Annotated in this window: 13 protein-coding genes; 5 read left to right on the top strand and 8 right to left on the bottom strand. The window is 43.0% G+C overall.

Annotated features, from left to right (window positions below):
- Positions 1-47: 47 nt before the first annotated feature.
- From HMPREF9009_RS03695 to HMPREF9009_RS03685, 3 genes are all read right to left on the bottom strand, one after another.
- Complete coding sequence (locus HMPREF9009_RS03695; RefSeq protein ID WP_049701472.1) at positions 48-1382, bottom strand: membrane protein; 1335 nt, start codon at positions 1380-1382, stop codon at positions 48-50.
- A gap of 49 nt (positions 1383-1431) precedes the next feature.
- The gene (locus HMPREF9009_RS03690) at positions 1432-4563 is read right to left on the bottom strand and encodes a TonB-dependent receptor (RefSeq protein WP_232313567.1); all 3132 of its coding nucleotides are present in this window, start codon (positions 4561-4563) and stop codon (positions 1432-1434) included.
- Between the two features lie 239 nt (positions 4564-4802).
- A complete protein-coding gene (locus tag HMPREF9009_RS03685; RefSeq protein WP_049701470.1) occupies positions 4803-5882 on the bottom strand; it encodes a FecR family protein in 1080 nt (359 codons plus the stop codon).
- Positions 5883-6487: 605 nt separating this feature from the next.
- On the opposite strand from HMPREF9009_RS03685, the gene HMPREF9009_RS03680 reads away from it, so the two are divergent.
- A complete protein-coding gene (locus HMPREF9009_RS03680) occupies positions 6488-7123 on the top strand; it encodes an RNA polymerase sigma factor (RefSeq protein WP_049701469.1) in 636 nt (211 codons plus the stop codon).
- A gap of 62 nt (positions 7124-7185) precedes the next feature.
- Here HMPREF9009_RS03680 and HMPREF9009_RS03675 read toward each other — a convergent pair whose 3' ends face one another.
- Positions 7186-8409 carry a clostripain-related cysteine peptidase gene (locus HMPREF9009_RS03675; RefSeq protein ID WP_049702239.1) on the bottom strand — a complete coding sequence of 408 codons (1224 nt, stop codon included), beginning with the start codon at positions 8407-8409 and terminating at the stop codon, positions 7186-7188.
- Between the two features lie 15 nt (positions 8410-8424).
- Complete coding sequence (locus HMPREF9009_RS03670) at positions 8425-9357, bottom strand: glycerophosphodiester phosphodiesterase family protein (protein ID WP_049701468.1); 933 nt, start codon at positions 9355-9357, stop codon at positions 8425-8427.
- A gap of 649 nt (positions 9358-10006) precedes the next feature.
- Here HMPREF9009_RS03670 and HMPREF9009_RS03665 point away from each other — a divergent pair.
- Positions 10007-10219 (top strand): hypothetical protein, encoded by a 213-nt coding sequence (locus HMPREF9009_RS03665; protein ID WP_049701467.1) that lies wholly within the window; start codon positions 10007-10009, stop codon positions 10217-10219.
- 114 nt (positions 10220-10333) lie between these two features.
- Here HMPREF9009_RS03665 and HMPREF9009_RS03660 read toward each other — a convergent pair whose 3' ends face one another.
- Positions 10334-10642, bottom strand: coding sequence for a DUF2795 domain-containing protein (locus HMPREF9009_RS03660; RefSeq protein WP_232313566.1), 309 nt, complete (start codon positions 10640-10642; stop codon positions 10334-10336).
- Positions 10643-11007: 365 nt separating this feature from the next.
- Here HMPREF9009_RS03660 and HMPREF9009_RS25660 point away from each other — a divergent pair, with 365 nt between their 5' ends.
- From HMPREF9009_RS25660 to HMPREF9009_RS03645, 3 genes are read left to right on the top strand one after another with little or no spacing between them, the layout of a single operon-like run.
- Positions 11008-11172: a type II toxin-antitoxin system HicB family antitoxin gene (locus HMPREF9009_RS25660; protein WP_198154743.1), complete on the top strand. Its 165-nt coding sequence runs from the start codon at positions 11008-11010 to the stop codon at positions 11170-11172.
- Positions 11173-11194: 22 nt separating this feature from the next.
- Positions 11195-12490 (top strand): metallophosphoesterase family protein, encoded by a 1296-nt coding sequence (locus tag HMPREF9009_RS03650; protein WP_198154742.1) that lies wholly within the window; start codon positions 11195-11197, stop codon positions 12488-12490.
- A gap of 31 nt (positions 12491-12521) precedes the next feature.
- Positions 12522-15251 carry a TonB-dependent receptor gene (locus HMPREF9009_RS03645; protein ID WP_049701465.1) on the top strand — a complete coding sequence of 910 codons (2730 nt, stop codon included), beginning with the start codon at positions 12522-12524 and terminating at the stop codon, positions 15249-15251.
- 463 nt (positions 15252-15714) lie between these two features.
- Here the strand turns inward: HMPREF9009_RS03645 and HMPREF9009_RS03640 are convergent, their stop codons facing one another.
- Both HMPREF9009_RS03640 and HMPREF9009_RS03635 read right to left on the bottom strand, forming a co-directional pair.
- Positions 15715-16062, bottom strand: coding sequence for a hypothetical protein (locus HMPREF9009_RS03640; protein ID WP_049701464.1), 348 nt, complete (start codon positions 16060-16062; stop codon positions 15715-15717).
- Between the two features lie 9 nt (positions 16063-16071).
- Positions 16072-16257 (bottom strand): hypothetical protein, encoded by a 186-nt coding sequence (locus HMPREF9009_RS03635; protein ID WP_157446466.1) that lies wholly within the window; start codon positions 16255-16257, stop codon positions 16072-16074.
- Positions 16258-16480: the final 223 nt, after the last annotated feature.

Here is a 16480-nt window from a genome sequence, read left to right as displayed (position 1 = left end):
GAAGAGTTCAGTCTACTAATATTTAAAACTTACTCACCTAAGAGTCATTATTTAACCCAAGTTCCTTCAGCCAACCAGTTTGTTTGACCTGCAGGAGCCAAAGCACCTTGATATTCTACAGAAGTAAATCCAGATAAGCCCGTAAAACTTGCACCTGTAGCAATAGAAGATGTAGTTTTAGGTTGCAATGCAGCTCCCCTGTAAGCGGTTCCCCAAGGTAAAGTCAAACCAATAGCAGTAACACTTGCAGCAGCAGTATTTGATGCATCAGCAGCAATGCCAGAGAATGTTGAGTTAACACCGTTTACAACATTGTTCTTGAAAATATGGTCATTAGTTGTTTCGCACAATATACCGGTAGGATATCCATAAAGAATACTATTCACCAAAGTGAATTTACAGTTTCTACGGAAGTTAGCAGCCGACTTCATTGACACTTTATCATCCATAGCAGATTCTGCTACCTTACCATTACTTGTACCTACAATCGTCAAGTTACTGATTTTCGGATGAGTGAACGGAGTCAATTGGCTACCTGATTTATCGTTATCACATTCAATGCCATTGGGGTCCTTGGTATAAAAAGTACTCTTTGCATCTACAGTAGCCACCAAGAACTGAAGTGTACCTGTGAAACCGAAATCAAAGTCAAAAGCGTCATCGTGAGTACTGGTAGATACCAAATATTTGGCATTAATTGTACCACCGAAGAATTCGAATGCATCGTCTTCACCGTAATATGCCTGACAGTGGTCAAAAGTAGTTCCAGATCCAACTCCACCAAAGGTAAATGAGTTCAATTCATTGTCTTGTGATACGTTAGCACCAGCATACTCTACACGTACATACTGAATAGTACCGGAATTGTCATTTGAAACATTACCACCATAAGAAACATCTACGCCTGCAGGTACCGAACCTACTTCGATTCCTTCAATGTATTGAGTTTCTGTCTGGTTGATAGGTGCATTACCTAATACAACGAAACCACCCCAACCACCAGGAGTCTGATGATTAGCTTCTGCTGTCATCACAATCGGACTGCTAGCAGTACCTACTGCATTAATCTTACCATTACGGGTAATAATCAAAGCAGATGCTTCTGCCGGATCAGCATTGTACTTACCTACAATCTTTGTACCGGCTCCAATAGATAATGTAGCTCCGTTAGTTACATAAACCTTACCATTCAAATGATACTCGTTAGCAGCATTCCAACTCGTATTGGCATCAATAATACCGGATACGTTTACAACTGTAGCTGCACGAGTATTGTCACCCATGGGCACTACTTCATCATTCTGGCTACAAGATACTGCGGCTACAGAGGCAACTGCCAAACTTGTTACGCCTAAAACATTCTTAAACTTAAATTTTTTCATACCGAATAATTTTAAAGGATTAATTAATAAAAAACTATATCTCAAAAAACTAAAATCTATATCCAACTGAGAGGGAAAGGTTTATCCCTTTCTTTATGCGGCTCAGTACCCAATCACCGGAGTTGTAATTCATATCCGAAGTGAGGTCTTCATAAGCACCGCCATTCGGGTCTTCTACCAATGGGTCATTTCCACAATTACGATAAACGATTATATCCTGATTCAACAAATCACTGGCATTAAACTTCACCTCTAGCCGTTCCTTTAAGAACCGGGCAGAAAGCTGTAAGTCCAACACATTTCGTGGAGCCTCGTACTGATCGAACTTGGCGTAATTCCCGGCTAATACCAGTTTCCTTCCACTACGTCCATAATTTAAGGCTGCACCAAACATTTTATCTTGATAAGTCAATCCCACGTTTACAGTGTAAGGAGCCAAACCTTGCAATGGGCGACTACGGTCTTGAGTCTTAATTTCTTGCGTTGTACCATAAAGTTTATCAAGATTATATGTCACATCTCCTTTTAGGAAAGTTACATTTCCACTAAGGTACAAGTTTTTCAAAAAAGAAGCGGGTGCAAAGAAACCGAGTGATTTACGCATATTAATCTCTATCCCCTTTACATTAGCATTATCTATATTGAATGGATAAAGGATATAATTTCCATCTGAAGTTACTCTGGTCACCATTTCAACCGGATCTTTGAATTTTTTATAGAACGCACTCACAGACAGTACCTCCCCTGCTTGTGGATACCACTCCAAACGGAAGTCGAAATTATCAGAATGTGATTGTCGGAGTCCACCGACACCTCTCACTTCCACGCGGTCATCCACATTGTAATAGTTACATGGTGTCAACTCACGAAAATCAGGACGGGCAATTGTGCGACTATAAGCAAAGCGGGCATTTATATTATCTGTTATATTATATACCAGCGTAGCAGCAGGCAGCCAATCTGTTTTTTTCACTGTAACCAGACTATCTACTAGTTTTTGCTGATTCCGTTCATAAAATTGAGTAAACACCTCTGTATTGGCATTTTCCATACGCACACCTGTTGTGAGGTGGAATTTACGGAGGAAGGTGAACTCTCCCATCAGGTAAGCAGCATGTATATCCTGTTTGCCCTCATAATAATCGGCTTTACTTACAGAAGATAATCCTGCTAGTTCATAAAAGATAGCTCCACTGGCAAAATTTTTCGGATCATACAATTCATTTAATTCAGAATTAGATTGGCGCAATTGTACCCAAGCATCATATCCTTCACCCTCTCTGTTAAACATTCCGTGCAAATATTGTTGGTCATAAGCAGAAGTACGGAATGTCCCCATATATCCGGCTTTCACAGCCTGTCTATTTCCCGACACAATAAACGGATGTTCAAGATTTACCCCTATATTCTTTTTCTTCTCTTCCAGGTTGCTATACATCAAGTGACCATCCTTTATGTCAAACTGGCTACTGGTTATAGATGAAGCCCAACTTACCAAGCCGTCCTCAACCTTTCCCATTACATTACCTAATGCATAACGGTCATCTGGATTTGTACGTTCTACTTGATTATATGAAGCGTTCCATGTAGCTATCAACTTCTCATTGAACAATTTGTGTTCACCTTCCAACTGTGTTTGCCAAAGCCGACTACGCAGAGGTACACTATATTGTTCATAAGTATCGAAGCTTGTTGTATATTTACGGATATAACGTTCCATGTTAGTATGCGAGTAGCGATTATTGAACATGTTTCTCCATGTTATCTTATGATTTTGTGTCTCCCAACCTACATTTGCAACAGCACCTGTAGATGTCACAAACTTATAACGCTTCCCCGGTCCGTTCAAACTGTCCTTATCAATAGATGTCATCTCCACATAGTCTTCTATTGTCTGTTCATTGCGATAAGTCAATGCGGCAACCACTCCCAATTTGTGTCCGTAACCCAATTCTATAGGAGCACCAATAGTTATTGAATAATTCTGTATCGGAGCCGCTGTAAATCTTTGCATACCGAAAGTATTCTTCAATGCAGCATTCTGTCCACTAAGCTCACCTGACTCACGCCCTGCAAACCACTGACGATCATTCACTTCACCGAAAAGATAATCGGATTTGAAACGCTTGTTACTCAAAAAGTCTTTTCCCGTACTTTGAGTATTCATACCTGTACCCAGACTGATATTAACAAATTTCTTTTCAGGAACAGCGAGTGTGTTTACTTCTACCAATCCTCCGGTAAATTCACCCGGCAGGTCGGGAGTAAAGGTCTTCGCAATAGTCACATTATCCACCAAACCACTCGGAATCACATCGAAAGCAAAGTTTCTGCGGTTCGGTTCCGTACTTGGCAGAGATGCACCGTTCAACTGTACGTTATTGTAGCGTTCACCCATACCGCGCACATTTACATACTTGCCGTTATCAATCGTCACACCGGACACACGGCGAAGTACTTGTGCCATATTGTTGTCACTGGTTTTCTTTATCAAATCCGCACTAAGTCCGTCACTCATCGCAACCATTGTCTTTTGTTTGGAGTATAGCGCATTGGCAGACGCCTTGTTATAGGTAGCAGTTACCACCACTTCATTCAGCATCTCTGTCTCATCTTGCAGGATTACATCCAATGGAGTAGTTCTTCCCCCTGCTACTTTCACATCGCTGACGCGCATTTTCTGATACGAGATACAGCTCACTTCCACTGTATAGGTACGTGCTGATACATCTTTCAATGTGAAGTTTCCTCTGATGTCCGTTGCTGCACCGGTATTGCTCCCCACAATTACCACCGTGGCACCCGGTATCGGAAATCCGTCTTTATCCAGCACTGTTCCTGTGATAGTCCCTTTCCCGGAACTCTTCTTGTTTTTATTATCGTCCTGATACACGGAATAAGATTCCGCTGATACTTTCTTATATGAATAATCGGTGTTTGAAAGGCTGTTGGATAAATCCACCTCTACTGAATTGCGTTTTGTCGTAGCGGGCACACTTATGGCTTTCATATTCTTCCCGTCGAATACAACCTCTACCTTATACGTCTTGGCGATGCGGTTCAACCGTAGTTCCAGTGCCTCTGCCGGATAGATCGTTGCCTTTTGGTCGTCACTCGCATGGCAGACCGGCGATAGCAGCAACATTCCCAGTAGGAACAATATGCCCGTTCGTAATCTCATTTTCTTATTACTCCTTTTCATCTTTAATTCGTTAATATTCTACTTAATAAATCACTTATTTTCAGTTAGTTAAACTTTCATTCCTCGTTTCCGAAAAGACAAGACAATGGCCGTTTCCCTTTACGAAGGGAAATTTCTCTTTCACGTATGCAGCTCGTCACCGCATACCACAGGCTTGTCTTTCTTTATTCTTTCGTTACGCGTGCAGTCCTCGTAAGGTGGCGCGTGGATGTATATGGTTACCGGCTTACAACAATCCGGTTGTCACTGATTTCATATCGCGCACCGTAAATGGCACATATATTTTTCATCACACTGTCTACTCCGGATTGTTCCGGCTTATACGAGCAGTAATTGATTCGGGCGTCCGCAGGTATGGCATCTTTCTCTATCACCAGCTCCCGGCGGAAGCGGTTCTTTACTCTGATTTTCAACTCCTCTACCGTAGCATCCTCCAGTACGAATCCTCCGGTGGTCCATGCTCCGATGTTATCGGGATTCACCGTGTCATGCATAGCTCTGTTGGCCGCTTCATCATACACCACCCGGTCGCCACAATGGAACTTTCCGAAAGATTGCTCCCCTTTCGCCACTTCCACACATCCGGTGCGGACTGCAACCTGGCTCTCCACTGTTCCACCGTAAGCTACCACATTGAACGAGGTTCCGTGTACAATGGCATTGATCTCTTTCGTCTTTACAATGAAGGATTTCTTCTTGTCCTTTGCCACCTCAAAGAATGCTTCTCCTATCAGGCTCACCGTCCTGTCCTTCTTTCCGAAGTTGTTCGCAATGCTCAGATTACTGCCGCCTGCAAGGTAAACAACCGTACCGTCTGCCAAGTGCAACACACTATCATTCTGGCATTGGATTACATTACATGCCATGGCATTCGTACTATCCGTAAACTTTTCATTCATATAGAACGAAATTCCCAACACCAACAGGACGCTTGCTGCAATTCCGGCTCCCACATACTTCATTCCACGGGAGAATGGCAATCTCTTTTCTTTCTTCACCTGCCCGGTCAGACAGCCCGTTCTTCCTTCCATTCCTTCAATGCCGATCATTCGTGCCAGCATATCCAAGTCTCTTTTGGTCAGCTCATCCAGTTCTTCCGGCGTAGCCGTTTCTTTCTTACCCCTACTACTCTTACTGGTAACATCCATGATTATTTTGGAGATGCCGTCAATCCGTTTGAGTTCATCCTCAGTAGCTTTTCCTTCTTCAAGCTTCGAGTAGAGAGAATCTATACGATCCCATACACGTTCTTCTTGTTCGGAAGTTACTTTCTTTCTATTTCTCCAAAATTTAATCATATCAATTATCTGTTTTTTTAATTTGTTCTACATTCAAGTTCTCGCATCACTTTGAGAACCCCTACACTAGTAAATCGTTTGCCCCCCTAAAACCTTCTTTTAAAAATAGTTAAAATCGAAAGTTCTCTGCATTTATCCCTGTTTTTTTACTTTTCCGGACTACTTTCCGGGGAAGCGGGCAGTCAAAACTTCAAATAGCAACGGGCAACTTTCAACCGGATGTCAATTTCCGTTCAAGTACCCCTACACTAGTAAATCGTTTGAGACCCCCAAAACCTTCCTTTAAAAATAGTTAATTTCGGAAGATTTCTGCATTGGGCTTCTTTTTAGCCTCCCGCCATATTCGGATTTATAGCAACTCCTTATATGTATAAAATGTTACATCTACAAAAATACTCTAAACTAATTTATCAAATATGATTCCAATACAAATTTGTTGGCATATCTCCATGCATCCACCCGATTCTCCCGTCAAATATTACAGTTCTGTTGCACAAACATTACAGCCACGTAAATTTTAACAACCTATCAATCTTTTTAATAGCTTGTCATAACTCTGAAATAACCTCTTTTTACTTTTGGGACATGAAATCCTAGAAAGAATTATGAACAAAAATCTATCAAAACAACTAAAGGAGCAGCAGGCAGACAAGATTTTGTTACAGGCTATCGCTACATCTGCCGATGCTGATGCATTTTTAATTCTTTATAATCGGTATGGCCAAAGACTGCTAAAGTATTTTTATAGTGCAGTGAGCAATGCAGACGATGTCTTTGATTTAAGTCAGAATTTTTGGCTAAACATCTGGTTAAATGCGTCCCGGCTTATTTACGAGGACAAAGACTCAGTTGAAAACCTTTTCTTCAATATGGCGGCAAGACGTATCGCTGATTACTACCGTTCTTCCAAGTGTAGCAAAGAAATCCCGCTGGATGATTTTCCCAACCTCTCCGACAATGGCGCATCCCCTTCATCGCCCGAATCCAACTATTACGCCGAAGAGATTCACAAGATAACCGAGAAAGTACTCAGCAAATATCCCGAACTGGACAAGCAGATTTTCATCTACCAAAAAGAGTTGGACTACCCTGCCCAACGAACCGCCAGCCAGCTCAACATCAGCATTGAAAGCATTTACAAAAAGGTATCCATCATAATGAAGGATTTACGCTTCCAGCTCAAACTGGGCGGGTATTACTACAGCCTGCTCACGTGCATCTGCTTTTGCAGCCTATCATAGCACAACAGCCACAACCAACACACCAACCGATATATCCGCAGCAAAAGAAAGCCGGAGGTTTCTTAATCGTAGATTCTCCCCCACTCCAGGCTTTCAAAGTAATATTGATATTCCGTATTCTCTTTCCACTTCTTCAGGGGAACATAAACGCTCAATCCGCAATATTTATTTCTGTCAATAACCACGTCCTTGAATGAAGTCGTAGCCACGGTATAGACAACCGTCTTTCCCAATTGTGTCTCCAGCAGGGCATCATCCGTATTTTTCAGCCTGTTCACCATATCTTTCAGATCGAAGAACACCTGCGGCACGTCACTCGTATGGTACACCTGCAATCCGCTGACATCCATTCCCGCAGCATCTGCCAGATGTCCTGACAATACTCCATGAACCACATCATACAACCCGTCCAGTTGCGCCGCATCCACCAGTGTGATGGTTGCCGAACGGAGCACATCATATTTCATACCATTATAATGCTGATAATAAGCATTACACGCCTGTTTGAGTTCCTCTACACCACCAAACATATACGGCAACACCTTTGCATACGGAATACCCGACGCATCATAGCTTCTTTCGGCAAGTACTTCCGTAGGCGAAGCAACCAGATAATCGCTCTTATACCGCAATTCATACAGAGCTTCCACACTACCCATCAGGCACACATCAAACCATATATAATCAGCCACATGGTCCGGCAGACCGGCAGCCAATGCATCTATTTCTATCGTTACATCGGCTGTCACATTACCCGGATGAAAGTCCGGCCCTATGTAGCGTGTACGTGGAAATGACTGCTCTTCCTTATCCTGCCACACAGACCGGGTATGACTATAGCCGCTCGGAACCCAGCCCATGGAATGAGACCATAGCACCAATCCGAATTTTTCCGATGGAATAAGCTCTTTTGTTTCCTCAATCACCCGCACCAGCGTTTCTACATTGGCAGAGTTCTCCTCCTCATAGCTTTTCAGTGCCACTTCTTCACCCGCCTGCGTGATCTTGAACAGACGAGGCGCTTCGTCCATCCGGTCCACATACACCACGGCTGTTCCTGCACTGCGCTTTGCCCCGGCTTTCAGTTGGCTGATGCTGTAGTCCACGTCACTATCCATGGTGTTATCAGCAGCCATATATATCAGTGTGGTGTAAGAAATGGGTGTAGGCGGCAACTCATCGTCATCATCATCCGAGCAACCGGTTAATACGGAAAAGAGCAGGCACATGCCCGACAGGAAAAGCAGGTTATAGCTTCTGAAAAATGCAATAATAGCTGGTCTCATAATAGTATTCATTTATCATTCTTTCCCTTTATTCTGTGGATATCCCAGCCACCGCATCACGCTATCCGGCTGGTTGCTTATGATAGCATCTATCCCCAACTTTTTCAACCGTTCTACCTCCGGCTTGTCATCCACCGTCCAAGGGGCTAATTCCATCCCCTTCTCACGAACTTTCACGGCAATCTCCTCCGTCAGCATATCGCTCTCCGGACTATAAACCTGCGGTACAAAGTTCAACCGGGACATCAGTTCCTCAAAGGTGGCGTTTTTATCCTCCACCAGATAGGACAAACGTACATTCGGATATTTTTCATGCAGATAGTTCAATGTACGCACATCAAAGCATTGTACCAGCAACCGGTCACCCAGCTTCTTGCTCAACAGCACTTTCATGCACAAGTCGGCAAACGCCCGGTAATCCGGCGAATATATCCCGTCCTTCAACGGATCAGACTTTATCTCAATATTATAGCTCACCGGAGCAATACCATTGCTTTTTGTCAAAAGCTCTACGCTGTCAATCAAATCTGTAACCAGCGGCACGCAGCATTTCACATTCTTCCGTCCCGGATAAGCCGGATTCGGAAGACTGCCCACATCATATCGCCGCAAGCTGTCATACGTCATTGCATATATCTTATAATCCCTGTCTTTACTAGCCGGAATCGTTTCACCTTGCGGTGTCAATACCTTAACATGGTTCAGGAAGGCATCGTGTGACACGACCACCATGCTGTCTTTCGTCACGTGCAGGTCAAGTTCCATCACCGGCACACCGATTGCCGCAGCATGCGTCATTGCCAGTATCGTATTCTCCGGATAAAGAGCCGCGCCACCCCTATGCGCATGCACAACGGGCAGCTTCTCTTTCACGGATGCCTGGCATCCGTCAAGCACCGTTCCTGCTGCCAGTAGCAAGCAGGCAGACGACCATAATCGACTTTTCATAACTTCATGTATCTGATTATTAATGTGGCAAATGTAATGAACGGATGTTACGATATCACTACAAAAGAGAAATCATTGGAACGATACGGGCTAAATTAATCACTCTGTTGCAAGAAACAGATACAAACGTCTTATATTTGTAAATATCGACTGGCAACAGTGTAAATGCCACTTCCCGCGAGGACTCATCTGTCATATTTGTTATATTGTCGTAACACGCCCGATATTCAACAGTTAACGAACTATAAATGCCTCATCCAACTGCCAGTCTATGTTGACATTATCAGCACCAACCTATTACATTTGTCATGAATTAACTTTGTAATGGTCATATATCGCCTATTTGTGTGAACAAATACATTTATTATTTAGAGCAAATAAAAGTTTCTATTCTAATAGAATTAATCTACAAGTCCCTGAGGATGGATTATTTGAAGACACACAACTAAAAGTGCGCTATTCATCCAGAATAAGCGTACTTTTTATTTAATAAGCCGAAAAAACAAATGAAACCTTTGGTTTATTTTAATAAGACACATTTATAACACATTGTACTTCAATCAGAAAGTCCGACTGGAAAAATCCATCATTCAGGCTCAATAATGCGAGACTACGTTCATTGAGGTAAAAGAAGAAATCACAAAACTGCTTGGACGATGAAAAAAATAGCTTTACCACGTTGACGAAAGAAGATATAGTCAATTGCCGGAAGAACGGCAAAAAAAGGGCATTGATAAAGATTGCTGAAGTATTAGAGAAGTTGACCATGAGCAAACCCGAAGCCAAAGAAATTGCAGCAACAACCGAAGTAATCCCCGATAACGAAACAAATGTTACTAAGAAATCGGAAAGTTTGAAATAACGTCGATGTACTATCAGGTCGAAAGAAGATACCGAATTGTATATTCATCGCTATTAAACACCATTACAATTCTTGCTGTTCAGGAAAAAGAGGAGATATAGAAAAAAAATAACTCTACCGGATAGAACCAAGAAAAGAGTTCATTTCATTCGGATATACCCTCCTCAATAATAGGTTAAGAGTGACCTCCCGCACCGTCTGAAACGTTTCTTCAGGGATTTGTTCTACAACAGCAATAACATCATCAGCCTTAGCTCCTTTGACAATAGCCACGATAGTACCTTTGCCACCGTGTGCCTCTCTATTGGTGATTATAGTATATAACTCACCGTTGGAAAGGGAAGTCTCATCGATACTCAAATACAGTCCCAGGTCCTCAGAAAACAGCAACCAGTTTTCGGCATGCGACAATTGCTCCCACATACGGTAGCCACTCAGATGCTCTTTATATTGCCATTCGAACTGATCACCGACAGAAGAATCCGGAGAACACCCTCTTCGATGACCTCTATGCCAGTTTCCATATCTAACGGATCAGCATCTTCCATTCCATCTGTTCCATCGTGGAGAAGAGGGAATCGGTTAATGAACTGTTGATTAGGAACTATAAATTGTAAATGATTGATTGAACAAATTGGACACAAGGAAATGGAAATATGGCGTAAATCTTGATAATGATTTATGCCATTTCTTTTAATAGAGAATGTTTCAACACATCGTAACTCCGTTTAAATCCCTATGTAACTTGCAATAGTCACATTTGCACCATAATTTAAAATCAATGAATTATGAGAGAAATGCAACGTAATTATGTAGTAACTTCAACCGAAGACAGAGGCTTTATTGCTTACGTTATGGATAGTGCTCTGCCGTGTAGTGCTTTTGGTGACACGGAAGAAGAAGCGAAAGACAATCTTTCGGTATGTCTGAACGAATTGGTAGGTGAAGTATAGGAACTTAGCGAATATGAGTAGTATGAAACAAAAACTAATAATGCTGCTGTTAGGTTTAATTTGCAGCCTTTCCGTACAATCGCAGGAGATGCACTTTGCTGTCATCTCCGATGTGCATGTAATGGATTCTTCCCTACTTGTCCGGGAAGGAAAAGCTTTTGAAGATTATGTGTCACATGATCGCAAGATGCTGAAAGAATCATCCGAAATTCTGGATGACCTTATAGGGAAGTTGATTGCCGAACGTCCGGCTTTTGTCCTGCTCACCGGAGACTTGACGAAAGATGGCGAAGAGGTTTCTCACAGATATGTGGCTAATTGTTTGAATCGACTGAAAGCCGAAGGTATTCTGACTTTGGTAATTCCCGGCAACCATGATGTAAACAATCCCCATGCCGTCGCTTTCAACGGGGATACAACGGAAAGGGTACGTACCGTTTCGGCAGAAGAGTTTGCCGGAATTTATGCACCGTTCGGTTATGCTGATGCAATTGCCCGTGACACAGCATCACTAAGCTACATATATGCCATCAATGACACCCTCCGTATCCTTGCATTGGATGCCTGCAAGTACGAAGAAAATGATTTTGAACAGAATGTCTGCCATCACGACGGGCGGATAAAAACGGCTACGATGGATTTCATTCGCAGTCAGATACAAGAAGCGCACGACAAAGGAATACGTGTTCTTGGCATGATGCACCACGGCATCGTGGAGCATTGGAAATATCAGAACCGTGTCATACCGGGTTATTTGGTGGATGATTGGGAAAGAACCACCGATGAATTTTCCGAACTCGGCTTGGAAATCGTCTTTACCGGACATTCTCATGCCCAGGACGTTACTTTGCGCAAGAAAGGCAAACGTATGATTTATGATATAGAAACAGGATCGCCTGTAAGCTATCCGTCGCCTTACCGCCTAGTGACACTTCGGGAAAACACGCTCGATATCCGGAGCCGGTTTATAGAGAATATTCCGGATTATACAGGAGACCTGCTATTCCCGGAATATGCAAAGACTTTTCTCGAAACGGGAGTATATAATGTAATAATGGGCATGCTGTCCGACAAGCTTCCTGACGAAGTGAAAGACCTCGCTGCGAAAACTTTGGCACATTACATGGTAGTAAGTTACAGAGGGGATGAACAAATGACAGACGATAACCGCAAGGAGATAAAACGGATAGCGAAACTGATCCGTAAACATTCCTTTATGCAGTCGAAGGTGTTCACGGCAGTATCACGCTCTTTGCTTACCGATCTCACTCCGGCGGATAACGATGTTATGATTGAAATGCGAAATAGAAAGCATTAATAGCAAATATTCAGAAACAATAGATAAAAAGATGAAATCACAATTAAGCAAAATTCTGTGGCTTGCCGCAGCACTTTCGTGCGGCATCTTGCCGGAGGGAAGTATCGGCTGTCTGTATGCAGAAGAAATCAATGAAACCGTGACAGGACAGATTACGGGAAATGTATTGAATGAGAAAGGAGAAACTCTGCCCGGAGTTGCTATTACCGTAAAAGGAACTGCCGTCGGTACGACTACCGACATGGACGGACGCTTCTCGATACAAATAGATCCGGGACAGGATGTATTGATCTTCTCTTATTTGGGTTATCAACCGGTAGAACGGAAGGTAACACGAAGAATGAGAATCGTGATGAAAGAAGATGTACAGGTATTGGGCGAAGTAGTGGTTACCACCCAAAAACGGGCGCAAACCAGCATCGAGGTACCTACTTCTGTCAGTGCACTGAATGGAAATACGTTGAAGCGGCTTAACCTGAAACAGTTTGACGAAGTGGCACAATATATTCCGGGATTGCAGATACAGATGCAGAGTCCCAATAATCCGGGTTACGTGATTCGTGGGGTCACTTCTGACGATGGAGCCTCTTATTCACAGCCGCGCGTCTCCATTTTTCAGGATGGCGTGTCCATCTCCCGTTCCAGAGCTTCGGCTGTGGAGTTGTTCGATCTGGAACGTGTGGAGGTAGTGAAAGGACCGCAAGGTACGCTTTTCGGACGTGGAGCAGAAATAGGCGCAGTGCATGTCATACGCAATAAACCGATAAACTATCTCTCCGGTGAAATAGCTGTGAACTATGGTACGCATAATCAGCGGGCGGTAAGCGGATTTATTAATACTCCTTTGATAAAAGACAAACTCGCAAATCGTTTTGCTTTTTCCTACGATGCACACGATGGCTTTATCGATAACCTGTCCGGTGGAAAGTTGAACGGAAAAAGCGCAATTGCCGTCCGAAACTCCACCCGCATGTTCTTCGGTGAACATACCACTGCCGACCTGGTGTTCGATTACCAGCATGACAACTATCCCGGCACATCATTCAAAAGCCGGAAGTATGCCCCACTGGGAGGTAATACCGATCCGAACAGTTTTGCTGACCTTGAGCAAGGTGATAATCTTTTCATCAAACGCCACGTTGGAGGAGCGGCTTTCCTGCTCGACCATCAGTTTAATGACTATTGGAAATTATCGTCCATCACTGGATTCCGTGCCTTCAAGTCCGAGGAAAACTTTGATGCGGACGGTACCTGTTCGCCTATTTTGTTTGCTACGGAAAAGGAACAGGGCACACAGTTCAGTCAGGAATTTCGTATCAACTACGATAGTAAAGGGCGGTTTTCCGGTTTTGCCGGTATCAGTTACTTCTACGAGAACTCCCGGCAGGAAGTTATCACCCGCACCAACGAACAGGCTCTTTATCCTGCTTACGCTGCCGCAAAGATGAAAAAGACATTCAGCGAGATGTTGAAAGATGTGCCTGCCACTATGCAACCGATGGTGGATGGGTTGATGGGGGCTATTTTCCCGGATATGCAAGCCGTGCAAGATGGAAAAGCACAATATGTCACTAATTTGCCGAACATCCGTAAGATTATTGAAGCAGCCGTTTCGCAACAACTAGGTAGCCCAATGACGTTGGAGCAAATCGTTGGAACATTAATGGCTGGCAAAACAGTGCAGGAACAGGCACAGGTCATCGGTATGATAGACGCTTATAGCAATAAGGCCCTAGCGACGAACTACGAGGAAAGTTCCACTAATTATGGCATCAATCAGGCTGCCGAAATCTTTGCGGATGGTACGCTGAAGATTGTGAAAGGACTTTCGCTCACAGCCGGTATTCGTGCCACCTACGAACATCAGAAAAGTGGCTACCAGTCTCCAACCGTTCCCGGTACCTTCGGAGTCATGCTCTATTATCCCTCCACCGATAAATATTGGGCGTCAGATAGTTACGGCTCATGGGTGGGACGTGCAGCGCTGAACTATCTATTCAATAAGAACAATGCCTATATCAGTGTTTCACGCGGACGCCGTCCAGGAGTAATTGCCGTCACCTCCGGCAAACAGGGAGAAATGGAAGTGAACAAACTGCAACCGGAAATCATAACCAGTTATGAAGCCGGTCTGAAAGGCATCGTCTTAGGCGGCAAACTGAACTATGACCTGAGTGTCTATTATTATGACTGGAATCATTTCCAAACAACAACACTGAAAGACAACGGAGCCCTGGGGCTTGAAACCGTACCGGATGATGCCGGACGTGCGCACACCTTTGGCGTAGAAGCCGGAGTGCAATATGCACCATGCCGACATCTAACCCTATTTGGTAACTATTCCTACATTGATGGCAAATTTAATGGCACGGACGAAAATGGTGTTCCGCAGGAATATGCTGGAAATCGTTTCCGCTTGACGCCAAAGAATACGTTTTCTGCCGGAGTCGATGTGAATATCCCTACCGGAAAGACTGGAAATGTATATATTCGTCCGTCCTACTCATACAAAAGTCAGGTATTCTTTGAAGATAACAACCGGGAAGATCTTTCGCAGGAGGGTTATGGCATTGCCAATTTCACAGCCGGTTATCGCTTTCATCCGAAGAATGTCTATTACGAGATTGGAGTATTCGGGAAGAATGCTTTCAACAAGAAGTACATTATTGATGCGGGAAATAGTGGCGATAATATCGGTATGCCTACCTATGTAGCAGGTTCGCCAAGCGTATTCGGTGTACAGTTGAAGGTCGGATTTTAGAAAACATGGCAGGCTGTATAGCTTCGCTATCTAAATAAGATAAAACCGAAATTTATCGTGTGATCATCCACGATGGATTTCGGTTTTATTAGTTGGAGATAATCCCCCAATGAAATACGTTTGGCTTCTTCAATGTTCATCGTGTAACAGTTTGAAATTAATTGCTCTTCTTAGAAGGGAGTAGCAATACCCATTGTAACGGGTCCTGCGATATTCCGTTCTTTTTCAATTCAAAATGCAAGTGGTATCCTGTTGCGGTCCCTGTACGTCCGACAGCCCTGATATGCTGTCCCGACTAATCTAAGTTAATACCGTGTTGAATCGAATGTAAAGATAGCCTGCCGTGACATTCATTGACACGGGAACTTGTTCAGTAAAATTTCAGTTTAGAAGGTGGAATAGCAGAACTGAAAAGGAACTTAAGAATAGACAGGCAAAGACTCAATCTTAACAAGTAAAGACTTTAAAGTTCGTATATAAGAGTGTCTAATTCCAAAGGTGTTCCTTCTTTTTTAAAGATCTTCTTGTAGAGTTGTTTACGACCCATTGATACAGCACTCGAAGTACGAAATATCAATTGTGAAATAGTTGAGACAGGAAGTCCTATTTTTATGAGCAAACAAATACGAAGTTCTATCCGAGAAATCGCTGGATAAAGAAGAAGAAACAAGCGGTCTGTAAAGTTATCATAAGCGGCATTCACCGTTAGTTGCAGAGCATTCCAGTCCGTGTCTCTAAGTTTTATACTATTATTTTGCGTCGCTTCATAGCATTTGATATAGATAGGTTTACTTTTTAAAGTAGATACCAAAATACCTTTTTAACTTTGTCCTGCTTCAGCCTGACTATTAACGAACTCCAGTTTTTGTTTTCTGGTAACTAACAATATATGTTCCAGACTATCATTTTCCTGATGCGACTGATAAAGCAGTTCTTCCAGTTTCTTGATTTTCTTTTTATTGTCTTCGATGTATTGGAGACTATTTTGATATTTCACCTCACACATGGCTTGAAGTTTCTTTTCCTGCTCATGCAATTTACATCTTTTCCTGTAAGAATATTGGTAGTAAACAATACATATGAAAAAGAAAATGGCAATAACTGATATGATGACGATGCGCTAGATGATTGTTTCTTCATGAAGCCTATGATTTTCTTTTTCAGTGCGTTGATAATTATACACAGATTCCAGTTTCCGTATAGTTTTCGCTGTTGGTGCCGATCTTACA

Source organism: Bacteroides sp. 3_1_13, assembly GCF_001185845.1.
Classification (GTDB): Bacteria; Bacteroidota; Bacteroidia; order Bacteroidales; family Bacteroidaceae; genus Bacteroides; species Bacteroides xylanisolvens.
Note: the sequence above shows the minus strand (reverse complement) of the source record. Positions and strands in the feature narration are given on the sequence as shown.